At 64.0% G+C, this 12,621-nt stretch carries 13 protein-coding genes and 1 pseudogene; 8 read left to right on the top strand and 6 right to left on the bottom strand.

Features of this window, described 5'->3' with window-relative positions; translation table 11 throughout:
• The first annotated feature begins 59 nt into the window (after window positions 1-59).
• From AC1DZU_RS14000 to AC1DZU_RS13985, 4 genes are read left to right on the top strand one after another with little or no spacing between them, the layout of a single operon-like run.
• A complete protein-coding gene (locus AC1DZU_RS14000; protein ID WP_477285523.1) occupies window positions 60-1,229 on the top strand; it encodes a mandelate racemase/muconate lactonizing enzyme family protein in 1,170 nt (389 codons plus the stop codon).
• 2 nt (window positions 1,230-1,231) lie between these two features.
• Window positions 1,232-1,948, top strand: a complete 717-nt coding sequence (locus AC1DZU_RS13995) for a FadR/GntR family transcriptional regulator (protein ID WP_095084786.1) — start codon at window positions 1,232-1,234, stop codon at window positions 1,946-1,948.
• Between the two features lie 5 nt (window positions 1,949-1,953).
• Window positions 1,954-2,934 (top strand): hydroxyacid dehydrogenase, encoded by a 981-nt coding sequence (locus AC1DZU_RS13990; protein WP_477285521.1) that lies wholly within the window; start codon window positions 1,954-1,956, stop codon window positions 2,932-2,934.
• Between the two features lie 42 nt (window positions 2,935-2,976).
• Complete coding sequence (locus AC1DZU_RS13985; protein WP_477285519.1) at window positions 2,977-3,366, top strand: hypothetical protein; 390 nt, start codon at window positions 2,977-2,979, stop codon at window positions 3,364-3,366.
• A 13-nt stretch (window positions 3,367-3,379) separates the two neighbouring features.
• Here AC1DZU_RS13985 and AC1DZU_RS13980 read toward each other — a convergent pair whose 3' ends face one another.
• On the bottom strand, window positions 3,380-4,675 hold the full coding sequence (locus AC1DZU_RS13980) for an amidase (RefSeq protein ID WP_477285517.1): 1,296 nt from the start codon (window positions 4,673-4,675) through the stop codon (window positions 3,380-3,382).
• Between the two features lie 118 nt (window positions 4,676-4,793).
• Between AC1DZU_RS13980 and AC1DZU_RS13975 the strand changes: the two genes are divergently transcribed.
• The gene (locus AC1DZU_RS13975) at window positions 4,794-5,141 is read left to right on the top strand and encodes a GFA family protein (protein WP_477285515.1); all 348 of its coding nucleotides are present in this window, start codon (window positions 4,794-4,796) and stop codon (window positions 5,139-5,141) included.
• A gap of 141 nt (window positions 5,142-5,282) precedes the next feature.
• On the opposite strand, the gene AC1DZU_RS13970 is transcribed toward AC1DZU_RS13975, so the two are convergent.
• On the bottom strand, window positions 5,283-6,497 hold the full coding sequence (locus AC1DZU_RS13970; RefSeq protein ID WP_477285513.1) for an MFS transporter: 1,215 nt from the start codon (window positions 6,495-6,497) through the stop codon (window positions 5,283-5,285).
• 183 nt (window positions 6,498-6,680) lie between these two features.
• Between AC1DZU_RS13970 and AC1DZU_RS13965 the strand changes: the two genes are divergently transcribed.
• The 3 genes from AC1DZU_RS13965 to AC1DZU_RS13955 all read left to right on the top strand — a co-directional run bounded on the left by AC1DZU_RS13965 (window position 6,681) and on the right by AC1DZU_RS13955 (window position 9,269).
• Window positions 6,681-7,667, top strand: a complete 987-nt coding sequence (locus AC1DZU_RS13965) for an AraC family transcriptional regulator (protein ID WP_477285511.1) — start codon at window positions 6,681-6,683, stop codon at window positions 7,665-7,667.
• Window positions 7,668-7,725: 58 nt separating this feature from the next.
• On the top strand, window positions 7,726-8,694 hold the full coding sequence (locus tag AC1DZU_RS13960; protein ID WP_477285509.1) for an AraC family transcriptional regulator: 969 nt from the start codon (window positions 7,726-7,728) through the stop codon (window positions 8,692-8,694).
• Between the two features lie 143 nt (window positions 8,695-8,837).
• Window positions 8,838-9,269 carry a DUF4437 domain-containing protein gene (locus tag AC1DZU_RS13955; RefSeq protein WP_477285507.1) on the top strand — a complete coding sequence of 144 codons (432 nt, stop codon included), beginning with the start codon at window positions 8,838-8,840 and terminating at the stop codon, window positions 9,267-9,269.
• 13 nt (window positions 9,270-9,282) lie between these two features.
• Here the strand turns inward: AC1DZU_RS13955 and AC1DZU_RS13950 are convergent.
• The 4 genes and pseudogenes from AC1DZU_RS13950 to AC1DZU_RS13935 all read right to left on the bottom strand — a co-directional run.
• Window positions 9,283-10,041 (bottom strand): annotated as a pseudogene (locus AC1DZU_RS13950) (ABC transporter ATP-binding protein); the annotation flags it as partial.
• A gap of 113 nt (window positions 10,042-10,154) precedes the next feature.
• On the bottom strand, window positions 10,155-10,595 hold the full coding sequence (locus AC1DZU_RS13945; RefSeq protein ID WP_095772406.1) for a hypothetical protein: 441 nt from the start codon (window positions 10,593-10,595) through the stop codon (window positions 10,155-10,157).
• Entirely contained in the window at window positions 10,592-11,680 is a 1,089-nt protein-coding gene (locus tag AC1DZU_RS13940) for an ABC transporter ATP-binding protein (RefSeq protein WP_477285505.1), read from the bottom strand. The genes AC1DZU_RS13945 and AC1DZU_RS13940 overlap by 4 nt, the downstream gene beginning before the upstream one ends.
• Window position 11,681: 1 nt before the next feature.
• Complete coding sequence (locus AC1DZU_RS13935; RefSeq protein ID WP_095084794.1) at window positions 11,682-12,620, bottom strand: carbohydrate ABC transporter permease; 939 nt, start codon at window positions 12,618-12,620, stop codon at window positions 11,682-11,684.
• Window position 12,621 lies beyond the last annotated feature (1 nt).

Below are 12,621 nucleotides of genomic sequence, written 5' to 3'. Positions count from 1 at the left end.
TCGACTGCTGTTGGGAAATTGCCCTTTCGCCCTGACCGGCGGCAGGGCTGGGGAAGACCATGCGCATCAAGACCGTCCAAGCCTGGTGGATCCGCATCCCGATCGAAGCCGCTCGTCAACACCGCAGCGACTTCGGTCAGGTGACGACCTTTGACGCCGCCATCCTGCGCATCGAGACGGATGACGGGCTGGTCGGCTGGGGCGAAGGCAAGAACGCCGCCGGTAGCGCCGGCAGCTACGGAGCGCTTGTCCACATGCTTAACCACGAGGTCGGACCGCAACTGATCGGCCACGATCCGGCCGACATCGGCGTCATCTGGGAGATGCTCTACAACGGCGTGCGCCACGACAGCGCGGCCCGCGCCGGCCACGCCATGCCGCAACTGGCACGGCGTGGCATGAGCATAGCTGCCATCAGCGCTGTCGATATCGCGCTCTGGGATATCTTGGGCAAATCGCTTGGCGTTCCGGTCTGGCGGCTCCTCGGCGGCCGCAAGTTCGACCGCATGCCGGCCTATGCGTCCGGAGGCTGGGCAGCCGCCGACGCCATCGGCGAGCAATTGAAGTCCTATGTCGCCAAGGGCGGCTTCAAGGCTCTGAAGATGCGGGTTGGCGCCATGGATGGCGCCGCGCATGTTTCCGCCGCCCGCGTCCGTGCCGGACGGCAGGCGCTCGGTCCCCACGTCGAACTGATGGTCGACGCCCATGGCACCTACACGGTGGCCGAAGCCAAGCGCTTCATCCACCTCGTCAACGATCTGGACCTCGCCTGGTTCGAGGAGCCCATCATCGCCGACGACAAGCCAGGCATGGCCGAAGTGCGGGCAAGCGGCACCGTTCCAATCGCTACCGGCGAAAGCGAGGCGACGCGCTATGCCTTCCGCGACCTTGCCGTGCTGAAAGCCGCCGACATATTCCAGCCCGATCCGGCCTTCTGCGGCGGCATCAGCGAAGCGATGAAGATCGGCACCATCGCCAGCGCCTTCAACCTGCGCTTTGCGCCGCATCTGTGGGCCGGCGCACCGTGCTTCTTCGCCGGACTGCACATCTGTGCTGCTTCGCCGGCTAGTTTCACCGTCGAATATTCGCTCGGTGCCAACCCGATGATCCATGATCTGATCGAAGAGACTGTCGAAGCCAAGGACGGTATGATAGCGATCCCGGAAAGGCCGGGTCTGGGGTTCACCATTTCGGAGCGGTTCCTGGAGGCGCACGCGCAACGCGATTGACAATGAAAGAAAAGAACCTTCTCGCGGAACTCGCTGCCTACCTGTTCTCCCATTCGGACAAGGAGACCGGCCGAACGCCGTCGGAACGTGAGCTGGCGGAGCAGTTCGGCGTCAGCCGCGGCCAGATCCGCGAGGCGCTCGCCATCCTCGAAGCCATGCGCATCGTGGAGCGCAGAGCCAAGTCCGGCATCTACATCGACACCAAGCAGGCCAGCGTCGAGGCGATGGCGCTGTTCGCGCGCGCCGGCCTGCCGCTCGATCCGATCCAGATCTACGAGACGGTCGAGTTGCGCAAGATCCATGAGATCAAGGCGGCCGAGCTTGCCTGTTCGCGCGCCACCGAAGAGAATTTCGAACGTCTGCGCGAAATCCTGAAAGCGTCGGAAGAGCGCATCGCCGCAGGCGAAGGCCTGGCCAAGGAAGACCGCGAATTCCACCTTGAGATCGTACGCGCGACCAAGAACAGCGTCTTCCACAATGTCTGCAGCGTCTACTACATGATGGGCGAGCAGCGCCTGCCGATCTATTTCAACGATCCGGAGCGCAGCGTGCGCTCGCATGCCGAGCACATCCAGATCTACGAGGCGCTGTTGCGCCGCGATGGCAATCTCGCCCAGGCGCTGATGAGTGCTCATCTGCAGGGCGCCGAGAGCTACTGGAAGGGCCTGATCGAGGGCCACGGCGAGGAACCTCAAAGCCCGACGCTCGAAAGAGCCTGATCGACATGGCTCGCATCCTCACCACACACCCCCTGCATCCGCGCGCCACGGCCATGCTGGCCGGCGCCGGCGAGCTTGTCGTCGCTTCTGCTCTCGACCCAGGCACGCTGGCTGTCGAGGCGAAAAACGCTGACATTGTCATCGTGCGCGCGCCCCTGCCGCCACAGCTCTTCGAGGGTGCCGCGAAGCTGAGGGCAGCAATCCGCCATGGCGCCGGGCTCGACATGATCCCGATGGAAGCAGCATTCGCGGCCGGCGTGCTGGTGGCGAATGTGCCGGCGGTCAATGCCCGCTCGGTTGCCGAATACGTCATGTTTGCAGCACTTGCCCTGCTTCGCCGCTTCCGCGTCGTCGACCGCGACTTGCGGGCGAAAGGCTGGCTCGCTGGCCGCGAGCACGCCAATTCCAACAGCGAACTTGCCGGCAAGACGATCGGCATCGTCGGCCTCGGCGCCGTTGGCCAAGCTGTCGGTCATATAGCGGCGCATGGTTTCGACCTGACGGTGGTGGCAACCACGCGCAGCATGCAGCCGGCGCCGGAGAAAATCGGCTTCCTGTCGATCGACGCCCTGGTCGAGCAGAGCGACATCATCGTTCTGTGCTGTCCGTTGACGCCGGAGACGCGCGGCTTGATCAATCGCGAGCGGATCGCCCGCATGAAGCCCGATGCGCTGCTGATCAACGTATCGCGCGGACCGGTCGTCGATGACGGCGCCCTGATCGACGCCTTGCAGAAACGCCGCATCGGCGGTGCTGCACTCGATGTGTTTTCGACTCAGCCGCTGCCGCCAGATCATCCCTATTTCAGCTTCGACAACGTCATCATCACCCCGCATATGGCCGGCATCACCGAGGAATCGATGATGCGCATGGGCGTCGGCGCGGTCGGTGAAGCCTTGCTGGTGCTGGCCAACAAACTGCCAGTCAACCTGCGCAACCCCGAAGTGGTCGATCACTACCGGCGGCGGTTTCCGGCGAGCGTGTAGCGCATCGCTGTTTCGCCTTATTTTCTGGCGAGGCTCGCTGCCATGTCCGATCATCCGTTCTCGCTATTGTTGCTTGCCGCCGTTTCCACGGGCGTCGCGCCGTCGCTTGCCGCGGCCGAGAGCAGCTATGTCTTTTGCGACAACGGGCTGCGCTGCTTCAAGGCACCCTGCCCGTCGAACAGCGCGCTCGACCTTGCCACCGGCACGATCATCAAGGGCGTGTCGATCGACAGCAGCGGATTGCCGCAGGCCGACAAGGCGATAACGGATCTTTCAGACGCGCTTTACGCTGGAAAGCTCATTGTCAGGGGATCGATCGAGCATCGCACGCAGACCATCGCCGGCGAGGACTACAGCCTGCCCTGGCTGGTCGCGACCGGCATCGTACGCACCGCGAAGGAAAGCGAACGCAAACACTGTTCGTCGCACTGACACTCAGCGCCGATCACGCGCCGAGCAGCGACTCTATTTCGACAGCAATCCGCAACAGGCGCCGGTCTTGGCCGTTGCGCGCCACCAGCATCAATCCTGCCGGGCGCACCATGCCCGGCATGGGCAGCGAGATCGCACAAAGGTCGAACTGGTTGGCAACCTGCGTGTTGCGCAGCAGCAGGCCTTCGGTGCGGGCACGCAACTCGGCATCGTCGACCATCGAAACGATGGTCGGCGCCGTCACCGGTGTGGTCGGCAGGGCCAGCACATCGACCGATGCCAGCCGCTCGTCCATGGCGGCCACGAGCGCGGCGCGACGACGCATTGTCCTGATGTAGACTGGCGTCGGCAGCATAGCTGCCCGCGACAAAGGCCCGCTGACATGTGGGTCGACCGGCAGCGATGCCCCTGTCGCCAACCAGTCGGCATGGATCTCCGCCCCTTCCATGGCAGCGATCGAACCGCGCTTGGTCGCCGCGCGCATCTCTCCAAGCAGATCGTCTATCGACAGATCCGCCACCCCTGCACCCGCTAGTTCGACCTTGCGAAGGCATCGATCGAACGCGGTCGCCACCTCGCCTTGCGTCTCCTCGAAAAGGACGCCACGCGGGATGCCTACGCGAAGCCCCGCAAGGGAGATCGACGTCAGCGCTGCCGCTTCCTCGCCGGCCATCACGGCATCGGCGGCGGCGCACTGGGCGACGGTTCGGGCAAGCGGCCCGACCGAGTCCAGTGTGCCGGACAGCGGGAAAGCGCCAGTGAGAGGCACCCGCCTAGCGGTCGGCTTGAAGCCGACGACACCGTTGAGCGATGCCGGAATGCGTATCGAACCACCGGTGTCGGAACCGATGGAGATTTCGCTCGTCCCCTCGCCGACGGAAACGCCGGCACCCGAGGATGAACCACCAGGAATGCGGCTGGCGTCGGCGGCATTGCCGGGCGTGCCGTAATGCTGGTTGTCGCCGATCGCCGTGAAGGCGAATTCGGTCATGTTGGTCTTGCCGACGATCACCGCGCCGGCCTGCCGCAGCCGGCCAACGATGGCGGCGTCGCGCAGGGCAGGTGCAGCGGTCCTGAGCATGAGCGAGCCGGCCGTGGTAGGTTCGCCTGCGACATCGAACAGATCCTTGATCGAGACAATGGTGCCGTCGAGCGGCCCGAGCGTCACGCCTGCCCGCTTGCGGGCATCGCTGGCGTCAGCCGCGACCCGCGCGGCTTCGGCATAAAGCTTCGTGAACACGTGTTCTTCGCCGGCACGGGCGGCGAGGCGCGCGAGGATGGTTTCGAGATGATCGCGGGCTGATTGCATTTCAGTGTCGGACTCCGGACGCCTTGAACGTCTTGAATGTAGCGGCTGGCACATGGCCTGCCGAGACTTAACCCGGCACAGGCGGTATTGCACCCTGTCGAAAGCGAGGAAGTATCCGATGCTCTACAAAGGCAGTTGTCACTGCGGCAAGGTCGCCTTCGAGTTCGAAGCCGAGCTGACCGGTGCCGTGCGGTGCAATTGCTCGATCTGCTCGCGCAAGGGTGCCCTGTTGTGTGTCATCCCGCACAAGACCTTGCAGGTTCTGGCCTGGCGCGATGATCTCGGCACCTACAGATTTGGCAGCCATGCCATCGCCCACCGCTTCTGCCGTGCCTGCGGAATTCACCCCTTCGCGGAGGATGTCGGCGAAAGCCGTGAACGCAGTGCTTACGTCAACATGCACTGCGTTGCGGATTTTGACCCTTCGACCTTGCCGGTCTTCGACTTCGATGGCCGCTCGGTCTGAACCTATAGCCCGTCGCATCGGCTGCGTTGGCAAGGTTCGTTTGTCGCTGCCGTTACAACGGCATCGGCCCGAAAACCGTGATGCGGTCGCGGGCCGATGCTTGGCGTCGGGGTAGTTATCCCCAAATTGTGTGTCGGACGGCTACTCGGCCTGCTTCGGGCCGCGCAGGAACACCACGACAGCCGCCAGCAATGTCGCCGTGCCGCAATAGGCGAAGGCGCTGGCCACGCCGGCATGGTCGACCAGCAGGCCACCGAAGACAGCACCGAGGGCAATCGCCACCTGGAACGTCGCCACCATCAGCCCGCCTGCGCTTTCTGCCTGATCCGGTGCTGCCCGCACCAGCCAGCTCTGCAGCCCGACCGGCACCGCGCCGAAGGCAAAGCCCCACGCCGCAACCGCGGCGGCAGCGACCGTGGGCGAGGCACCGAAAACCAGCATCGAGGCCGCCGCCGCCGCAATCAGCAAGGGCGCCAGCGCAACGGCTGCCTTGAGGTTGCGTTCGGCCAGGATGCCGCCGGCGACATTGCCGAAGAAGCCACCAACGCCATAGGCCAGAAGCACCAGCGAGATTGTCTCGATGTCGAGCACGGGGACCTTCTCGAGGAAAGGGCGCACGTAGGTGAAGCCGGCAAAGTGTCCCGAGGCAACGAGCAGCACGACCAGCAGTGCCACCCTGATGGAGGGGCGCTCGAGCACATCGAGCAAGGTACGGAAGCTTGCCACGCCCACGGGTGGCAGCTTCGGAATGGTGGCCACCTGCACCAGCAGCGCCAGGGCGCCGACGACGGTGGCGATCATGAAGGCGGTCCGCCAGCCCCAGATGTCACCGACATAGGCGCCGACCGGTGCAGCGCAGACCGTCGCCAGCGAAACGCCGGTCAGGATGATCGACATGGCGCGCGGCATCAGCCGCATCGGCACCAGCCGCAGCGCCATCGCCGCCGACATCGCCCAGAAGCCGCCGAGTGCCACGCCGAGCACGACCCGGGCAAGCAGAAGCACGGTAAGCGACGAGGCAAAGGTTGCCAGAAGGTTCGACAGGATCAGGAACGCCGTCAGCATCCACATCACCAGCCTGCGGTCCATGCGCCTGGTGATGATGGCCATGGTCGGCGCGGCAATAGCGCCGACGATGGCGGTCGCCGTCACCGCTTGTCCGGCCACGCCTTCGGTGACGCCGAGGTCGCGCGCCATTGGCGTCAACAGGCTGGCGGGCAGGAACTCGGCGGTGACGAGGCCGAAAACACCAAGCGCCAGCGAGACCACGGCACCCCATGCCGGCTCGGTTCGTTCATCAGAGTCTGCAGGATTCAGAAGTGTGGCGTCGATGACGCCTGTCGCGGGTTCGGCCATGGTCAGTCTCCGATCTGTTTGCAGCGCCACATAGGGAACGACCCGACGGGGCTCCACCCGTTACACGCCTTGCCATCTCGGCTTGGCTATGTGGCCGGTCTTCGATCTTGTTTGCAGCGCAGCATTGGCTGCAACGCAACATAGGGAGTGACCGCCTGGAGTTTCCATGCTAGAAACCCCATTATGTTTGACCATTCGTCCAAAATCCCGATCACGGGCGATCCGCTAACCGACATATTGCGCGGGCTGCGTCTCGATGGCGTCGAATACGGTCGCTGCGAAATGAAGGAGCCGTGGGGCATACAGTTCCCGGCTCAGCCCGGGGCGCGGTTTCATTTCATCGGCCGCAGAGGCTGCTGGTTGAAGCAGCCGTCGGGCGAATGGGTGGAGCTGAATGCCGGCGATGCGGTGCTGCTGCCGCGCGGTGCGGCGCATGTGCTGGCCAGCGAACCCGGCGCCCAGGCCTGGCCGATCCACGGCTACGAACTCGAAGAGGTCTGCAAGGACGTCTACTGCACGTCGAACGCAGAGATGTGCGGCAAGGACTGCCAACCGGGAACGCTGCTGTTCTGCGCCAGCATGTATTTCAACCTCGATGGCCTGCATCCCTTGCTCGGCATGATGCCGGACGTGATGCGCACGCACGAGCTGGAAGCCTACGAACCGGGGATTCCGCATTTGCTGGACTCGATGGCACGCGAAGTGACGATGGAGCGCGTCGGCTCGGGCGGCATCATGGCGCGGCTGGCTGACGTGCTTGCCGCCACCGTCATCCGCTCATGGGTTGAACGCGGCTGCGGCGACTCGTCCGGCTGGATCGCGGCAGTCAGGGACCGCGAGATCGGGCGCGTGCTGGCCGCCATCCATCTCGAACCGAACCACGACTGGACTGTCGAGTCGCTGGCCAGGATGATGGGCGCCTCGCGGTCGGGATTTGCCGAGCGGTTCGCCACCATCGTTGGAGAAACGCCGGCTAAATATGTCACCCAGGTCAGGATGCACCAGGCACGGCAGTGGCTGGTCCGCGACCGGATGAAGATCTCCGTCGTTGCCGCGCGTCTCGGCTATGAATCGGATGCCGCCTTCAGCCGTGCCTTCAAGCGCGTCATTGGCTCGGCGCCCAGCCATCTTCGTGCCGAAGAGCAGGCCGATATCCGCCAGGCCGGCTAACGTAGGTGGCCCGTATGGCGGCCGTGACTGGCTGATCATTTCAGGCTAGGAAATCCGCATGGATTTCAACTCATCCAGGAACATCTTGCCGGCCTCGGGCGGTCCGCTGACCGACATGCTGCGCGGATTGCGGCTGGACGGCGTCGACTACGGCCGCTGCGAACTTGGCGAGCCGTGGGGCGTGTTGTTTCCAGCCCAGAAGGCGGCGCGATTTCACTTCATCGGCCGCCGCGGATGCTGGCTGTTTTCGCCATCCGGGGAATGGTTGAACCTGAAGGCCGGCGATGCATTGCTTTTGCCGCGCGGCGCCGAGCATGTCCTTGCCAGCGCGCCAGGTGTCCATGCCGTGCCAATCGAGAGTTACAGTATCGAGCCTTTGCAGGACAACGTCTTCAATGTCTCGAATGGCGGCAGCGGCCCGAAGACGTTGCTGTTTTGCGGCAGCATGCACTTCAATCTGGGCGGATCGCACCCTTTGCTGGGCATGATGCCGGATATGATGCGCGCCAACGAACTGATGGCGGGTGAGCCAGGCATTCCGCATCTGCTCGAAGCCATGGCAAGCGAAGTCACTCTAAACCGACCGGGCTCTGGCGGCATGCTGGCGCGGCTTGCCGACGTGTTGGCCGCTTCCATCATCCGTTCGTGGGTAGAGAACAGTGGCAGCGATACCACCGGCTGGATCGCGGCGATCAGGGATCGTGACATTGGCCGCGTGCTGGTCGCCATTCATCTGCAGCCCGACAGGAACTGGACGGTAGAGGCCCTCGCGCGAGAGATGGGCGCCTCACGATCGGCTTTCGCCGAACGCTTTACCACCATCGTCGACGAGACACCGGCAAGATATGTTGCCCGAGTACGCATGCATCAGGCACGGCAATGGCTGACGGACGACCGGATGAGAGTATCGGTGGTCGCCGCTCGACTGGGTTACGATTCCGAAGCGTCGTTCAGCCGGGCGTTCAAGCGGATCGTCGGCATCGCGCCCAGCCATCTGCGCACCAACGGCACCTCTGAAGAGGGTTGAGGCGATCCCATCCCTGGCTTGCCGGATTGGATGAATTGCCAAGCCTTCCGGACGCAATGTCATTGCCGGGCTGACTGCATGCAATAGCTTGCGATTGCACAGCAATGAGGGGCCGGCGGCAAGTCGGCCCAGGAGGAGAGCCAATGTCAAATCATCTGAAGGTCCTGGCGCTGGCCGCCATGCTCGTGTTTTCAGGGAGCGCCTTTGCCCTTGAGGACAGCTACCTGCCGACCGACAAGATTCCCTATGTCGCCGAGGCCCCGGACCAGCCGCAGCGCCTCGGTGCGCTTTGGGGCGTCCGCGCCAAGGGCCCGGCGGGAACTTTGCTGAAAGTCCCGGGCAACTGGCGCGCCCCTGTTCACGCACACACCGCCGACTATCGCGCGGTGGTGATCCAGGGGCTGTGGGCGCATTGGCAGATGGAAGGCGGCGAAGCGACCAAGGTCGAGCTGCCTCCCGGGTCCTACTGGACCCAGAAGGCCGATGAGATGCATGACGACGCCTGCCTGTCTGACACCGAATGCGTGATCCTGCTCATCAACGACACGCCATACGAGACCTACCTGCCGAAATAAGCGAGGTTGCGGCCTATGACGCGTGGCGCAAATTGACGCCGCTGCCCTTGTCGAACAACACCACCTTGTCGGGGTTCCAGGCAAAGCGCACCGGCTGTTCGATCGCCACATCGGTCTTGGCCGGCACCGTGGCGCGTAACATCGCGTCACCGACGCTCAGCGTCAGGATCTTTTCGACGCCATGGTTCTCGAGGTCGTGGACGTGCGCCTCGACCGGCGCGCCGCTCTCGAGGTAGACATCCTCGGGACGAATGCCGAAGACGAGCGGGCGGCCGTCGGTCGCCGCACTCGCCTTGGCTCCCCATGAAAAAGGCAGTTCAAAATTCAGCGGCGCCATCACCGCGCGGCCGTTGACCAGCTTGCCGTCGATGAGGTTCATCGGCGGCGAGCCGACGAAGCTCGCCACATTGGTGTCGCGCGGATTGTTGTAGATCTCATAAGGCGTACCGGTCTGGACGATGCGGCCGGGGTTGAGCACGCCGACCTTGTCGCCCATCGACATCGCCTCGATCTGGTCGTGGGTGACGAACAGGAAGGTGGCGCCGAGCTGCATTTGCAGGTTCTTGAGTTCCGTGCGCAGCGCCTCGCGCAATTTGGCGTCGAGCGCCGACAGCGGCTCGTCCATCAGGAACACGCGCGGCTTGCGCACGATGGCACGGCCGATCGACACGCGCTGCATCTCGCCGCCTGACAGCTTGTCGGTCTTGCGGTCGAGCAGGTGCTCGATCCTGAGCGTTCGGGCGGCGCGGTCGACGCGGTCCTTGATCTCGGCATCGGGTCCTCCGGTCAAGCCGGAGGATGACGGCGTGAGAGTTGAGAGGGCGACGCACACCGACCGTCGCGGACCGGCGCGAGCGCGACCTGCCGGATAGCGTCAGCTGCTGATCATCGCGCTGTCTTGTTGAGAGCGGTGACGACCAGCGCGAGAATCACCGCCGCGGCGGCGATTTCCCACACGAAAGCCTGCTTGTAGAAAGGCGGCGTGGCGAGCTGCGCCTTGCCGGCGAGAGTGTTGGGGTCCGGTGGATTGAGGAAGAAGACGCCGTAGAGATGCGCCGCCGTGATCGAAACCAGCAGCGCAATGCAGAAGACCAGCGCCACGACCAGCGCTACGGTCACCACACTGCGCACCTTGACGCCCGGCTGGGCCAACGGCAGCAGGTTGTTGATGAGTCCGGCAAGCACCACGAGACCGCTGCCGACCGCGTACAGGCCGATGGAAAAGGGTTGGAAGATCAGCACCAGCGCCATGACACCGAGGCCAATGATGAAGACCTCGAGGCAGTACGCGCCGGCCCGGCTCATGCCGGAAGAACTGTCGCTCATGACCGCACCGCCTTTCCGGAGCCATCGAAGACATGGGTTTGCCTGGGATCGGGGCGTAGATTCAGCGCCTCGCCGACCTTGACCCGCTGGCTTCTCGTCACCACGACGCGGATGTCGGCGCCTGCCGCCGTGCGGGCATGAATAAGGGTTTCGGCGCCCATGGGCTCGATGAGCTCGGCCCGGGCGGAGATGGTGCCACGGTCCCCCGTATCGGTCGCGGTGAAGGCGCGGGGGCGGACACCGATCGTCACCTTGCCGGGCTGCRGGCGCGCGACCGCCGCGTCCGTGCGGATCGCCAGATTAATGCCGGCCACGGCCATCTCCGCCGTGCCATCGGCGAAGGTCTTGAGGTCGGCCTCGAGAAGATTCATCTGCGGCGTGCCGATGAAGCTCGCCACGAAAGCATTGGCGGGCTTGGCAAAAACCTCGTGCGGTGAGCCGACTTGCTCGATCAGGCCGTCCTTCATGATGGCGATGCGGTCGGCCATGGTGAGCGCTTCGAGCTGGTCATGGGTCACGATCACGGTCGCTTTGGAGAGGCCCTGCAGCACTTCCTTGATCTGGCCACGCATGCTCTGGCGCAGTTCGACATCGAGACGCGACAAGGGCTCGTCGAAGAGGAAGCAATTGGGGTCGCGGACGATGGCGCGGGCCATGGCGGCGCGCTGCTTTTCGCCCTCGGATATCTGGTTCGGCAGCCGGTCGAGAACGTGCTCCAAGTGGAGGATCGCGGCGACGCGGTTGACGCGGGCAGTCCGCTCAGCCCTGGAAATGCCGTCATGATAGAGCGGGAAGGCGATGTTCTCGCCGACCGATGCTGACGGGTAGAGCGCGTAGAACTGGAACACCATGGCGATGTCGCGCTTTTCGGGCGGCAGGTTGTTCATCACCTTGCCGGCGATGACGACCTCGCCGTCAGTGACGCTTTCCAGCCCGGCGATGACGCGCAGGGTCGTCGTCTTGCCACAGCCGGACGGGCCGAGAAGGCAGACGACCTCACCGGCGGCCACCGACAGGTCAACGTCCTTGACCGCGGTGAAGGAGCCGAAACGCTTGGTGACTTTGCGGAGTTCGATGGTTGACATCTCAGCGCTTCACGGTGCCGAAGGTAACGCCGCGCAACAGATGGTTTTGCAAGAAGAAGGTGACCAGGAAGACTGGGACGAGGAACAGGGTTTCGATGGCGGCAAGCAAAGTCCAGTCGGTGCCGCGTCCACCCGACGACACGGCCTGGTTCATGGCGACCGGGACCGTTCTCGTGTCGGGCCCCGAGAGCAACAGGGCGAAGAGGAACTCGTTCCAGGTGAGGATCAGGCCGAACACGAACGTGGCGGCGAGCCCGGCAATGACCTGGGGCAGGCAAATCTTGAAGAACACCCGCATTCCGGACGATCCGTCGATGCGGGCGGCATCCTCGACGTCTGGCGACAATTCATCGAAGAAGCTCTTCATCATCCAGATGGTGAAGGCCAGGTTGAAGGCGGTGTAGAGCATGATGATGCCGAGATACGAGCCCGACAGGCCCACTACGCGGAACATCAGGATCACCGGAATGATCACCACAATCGCCGGCAGCATGCGCGTGGTCAGGATGATGAACAGGTAGGTGTCATTGCCTTTCAGCGGATAGCGCGAGAAGCCGAAGGCCGCCAGGGTGCCGATGACCAGCGCCAGCAGCACCGACGCCGAGGCGATGAAGATCGAGTTGAAGAAATAACGGTCGAATCCTGTCGCTTCCGGGGCACCGTCCGGCGTCATCGAGCGGGAAAAGACGGACCCAAAATTTTCGAGCGTGGGCTTGAACACAAAATGGTCCGGAATCAAGCCGAACAGCGACGTGGGCGACAGCGTCGGAGGCACCAGGAGCGCGTCGCCCTGCGGTTTGAAGGCGGTGAATATGATGAACAGCACCGGCAGAAAATAGATAAAGGCGACGACGGCCACGGCGAGCGTCCGCCCCCAGCCGGCCTTGTCTACTCCGCTGGCCCTGCCGAAGCCGAGCTTTCCCAATATCGATTCGGCCACG

This window comes from Mesorhizobium sp. P2_A12, assembly GCF_056405075.1.
Note: the sequence above shows the minus strand (reverse complement) of the source record. Positions and strands in the feature narration are given on the sequence as shown.

Bases quoted from the DNA above. Each gene is read 5' to 3' on its own strand.
- AC1DZU_RS13945 (WP_095772406.1), bottom strand. From the start codon at position 10,595: ATGAGCGACAGTTCTTCCGGCATGAGCCGGGCCGGCGCGTACTGCCTC.
- AC1DZU_RS13980 (WP_477285517.1), bottom strand. From the start codon at position 4,675: ATGCAATCAGCCCGCGATCATCTCGAAACCATCCTCGCGCGCCTCGCC.
- AC1DZU_RS13960 (WP_477285509.1), top strand. From the start codon at position 7,726: ATGGATTTCAACTCATCCAGGAACATCTTGCCGGCCTCGGGCGGTCCG.
- AC1DZU_RS13995 (WP_095084786.1), top strand. From the start codon at position 1,232: ATGAAAGAAAAGAACCTTCTCGCGGAACTCGCTGCCTACCTGTTCTCC.
- AC1DZU_RS13985 (WP_477285519.1), top strand. From the start codon at position 2,977: ATGTCCGATCATCCGTTCTCGCTATTGTTGCTTGCCGCCGTTTCCACG.
- AC1DZU_RS13965 (WP_477285511.1), top strand. From the start codon at position 6,681: ATGTTTGACCATTCGTCCAAAATCCCGATCACGGGCGATCCGCTAACC.
- AC1DZU_RS13955 (WP_477285507.1), top strand. From the start codon at position 8,838: ATGTCAAATCATCTGAAGGTCCTGGCGCTGGCCGCCATGCTCGTGTTT.
- AC1DZU_RS13970 (WP_477285513.1), bottom strand. From the start codon at position 6,497: ATGGCCGAACCCGCGACAGGCGTCATCGACGCCACACTTCTGAATCCT.
- AC1DZU_RS13990 (WP_477285521.1), top strand. From the start codon at position 1,954: ATGGCTCGCATCCTCACCACACACCCCCTGCATCCGCGCGCCACGGCC.
- AC1DZU_RS13975 (WP_477285515.1), top strand. From the start codon at position 4,794: ATGCTCTACAAAGGCAGTTGTCACTGCGGCAAGGTCGCCTTCGAGTTC.
- AC1DZU_RS14000 (WP_477285523.1), top strand. From the start codon at position 60: ATGCGCATCAAGACCGTCCAAGCCTGGTGGATCCGCATCCCGATCGAA.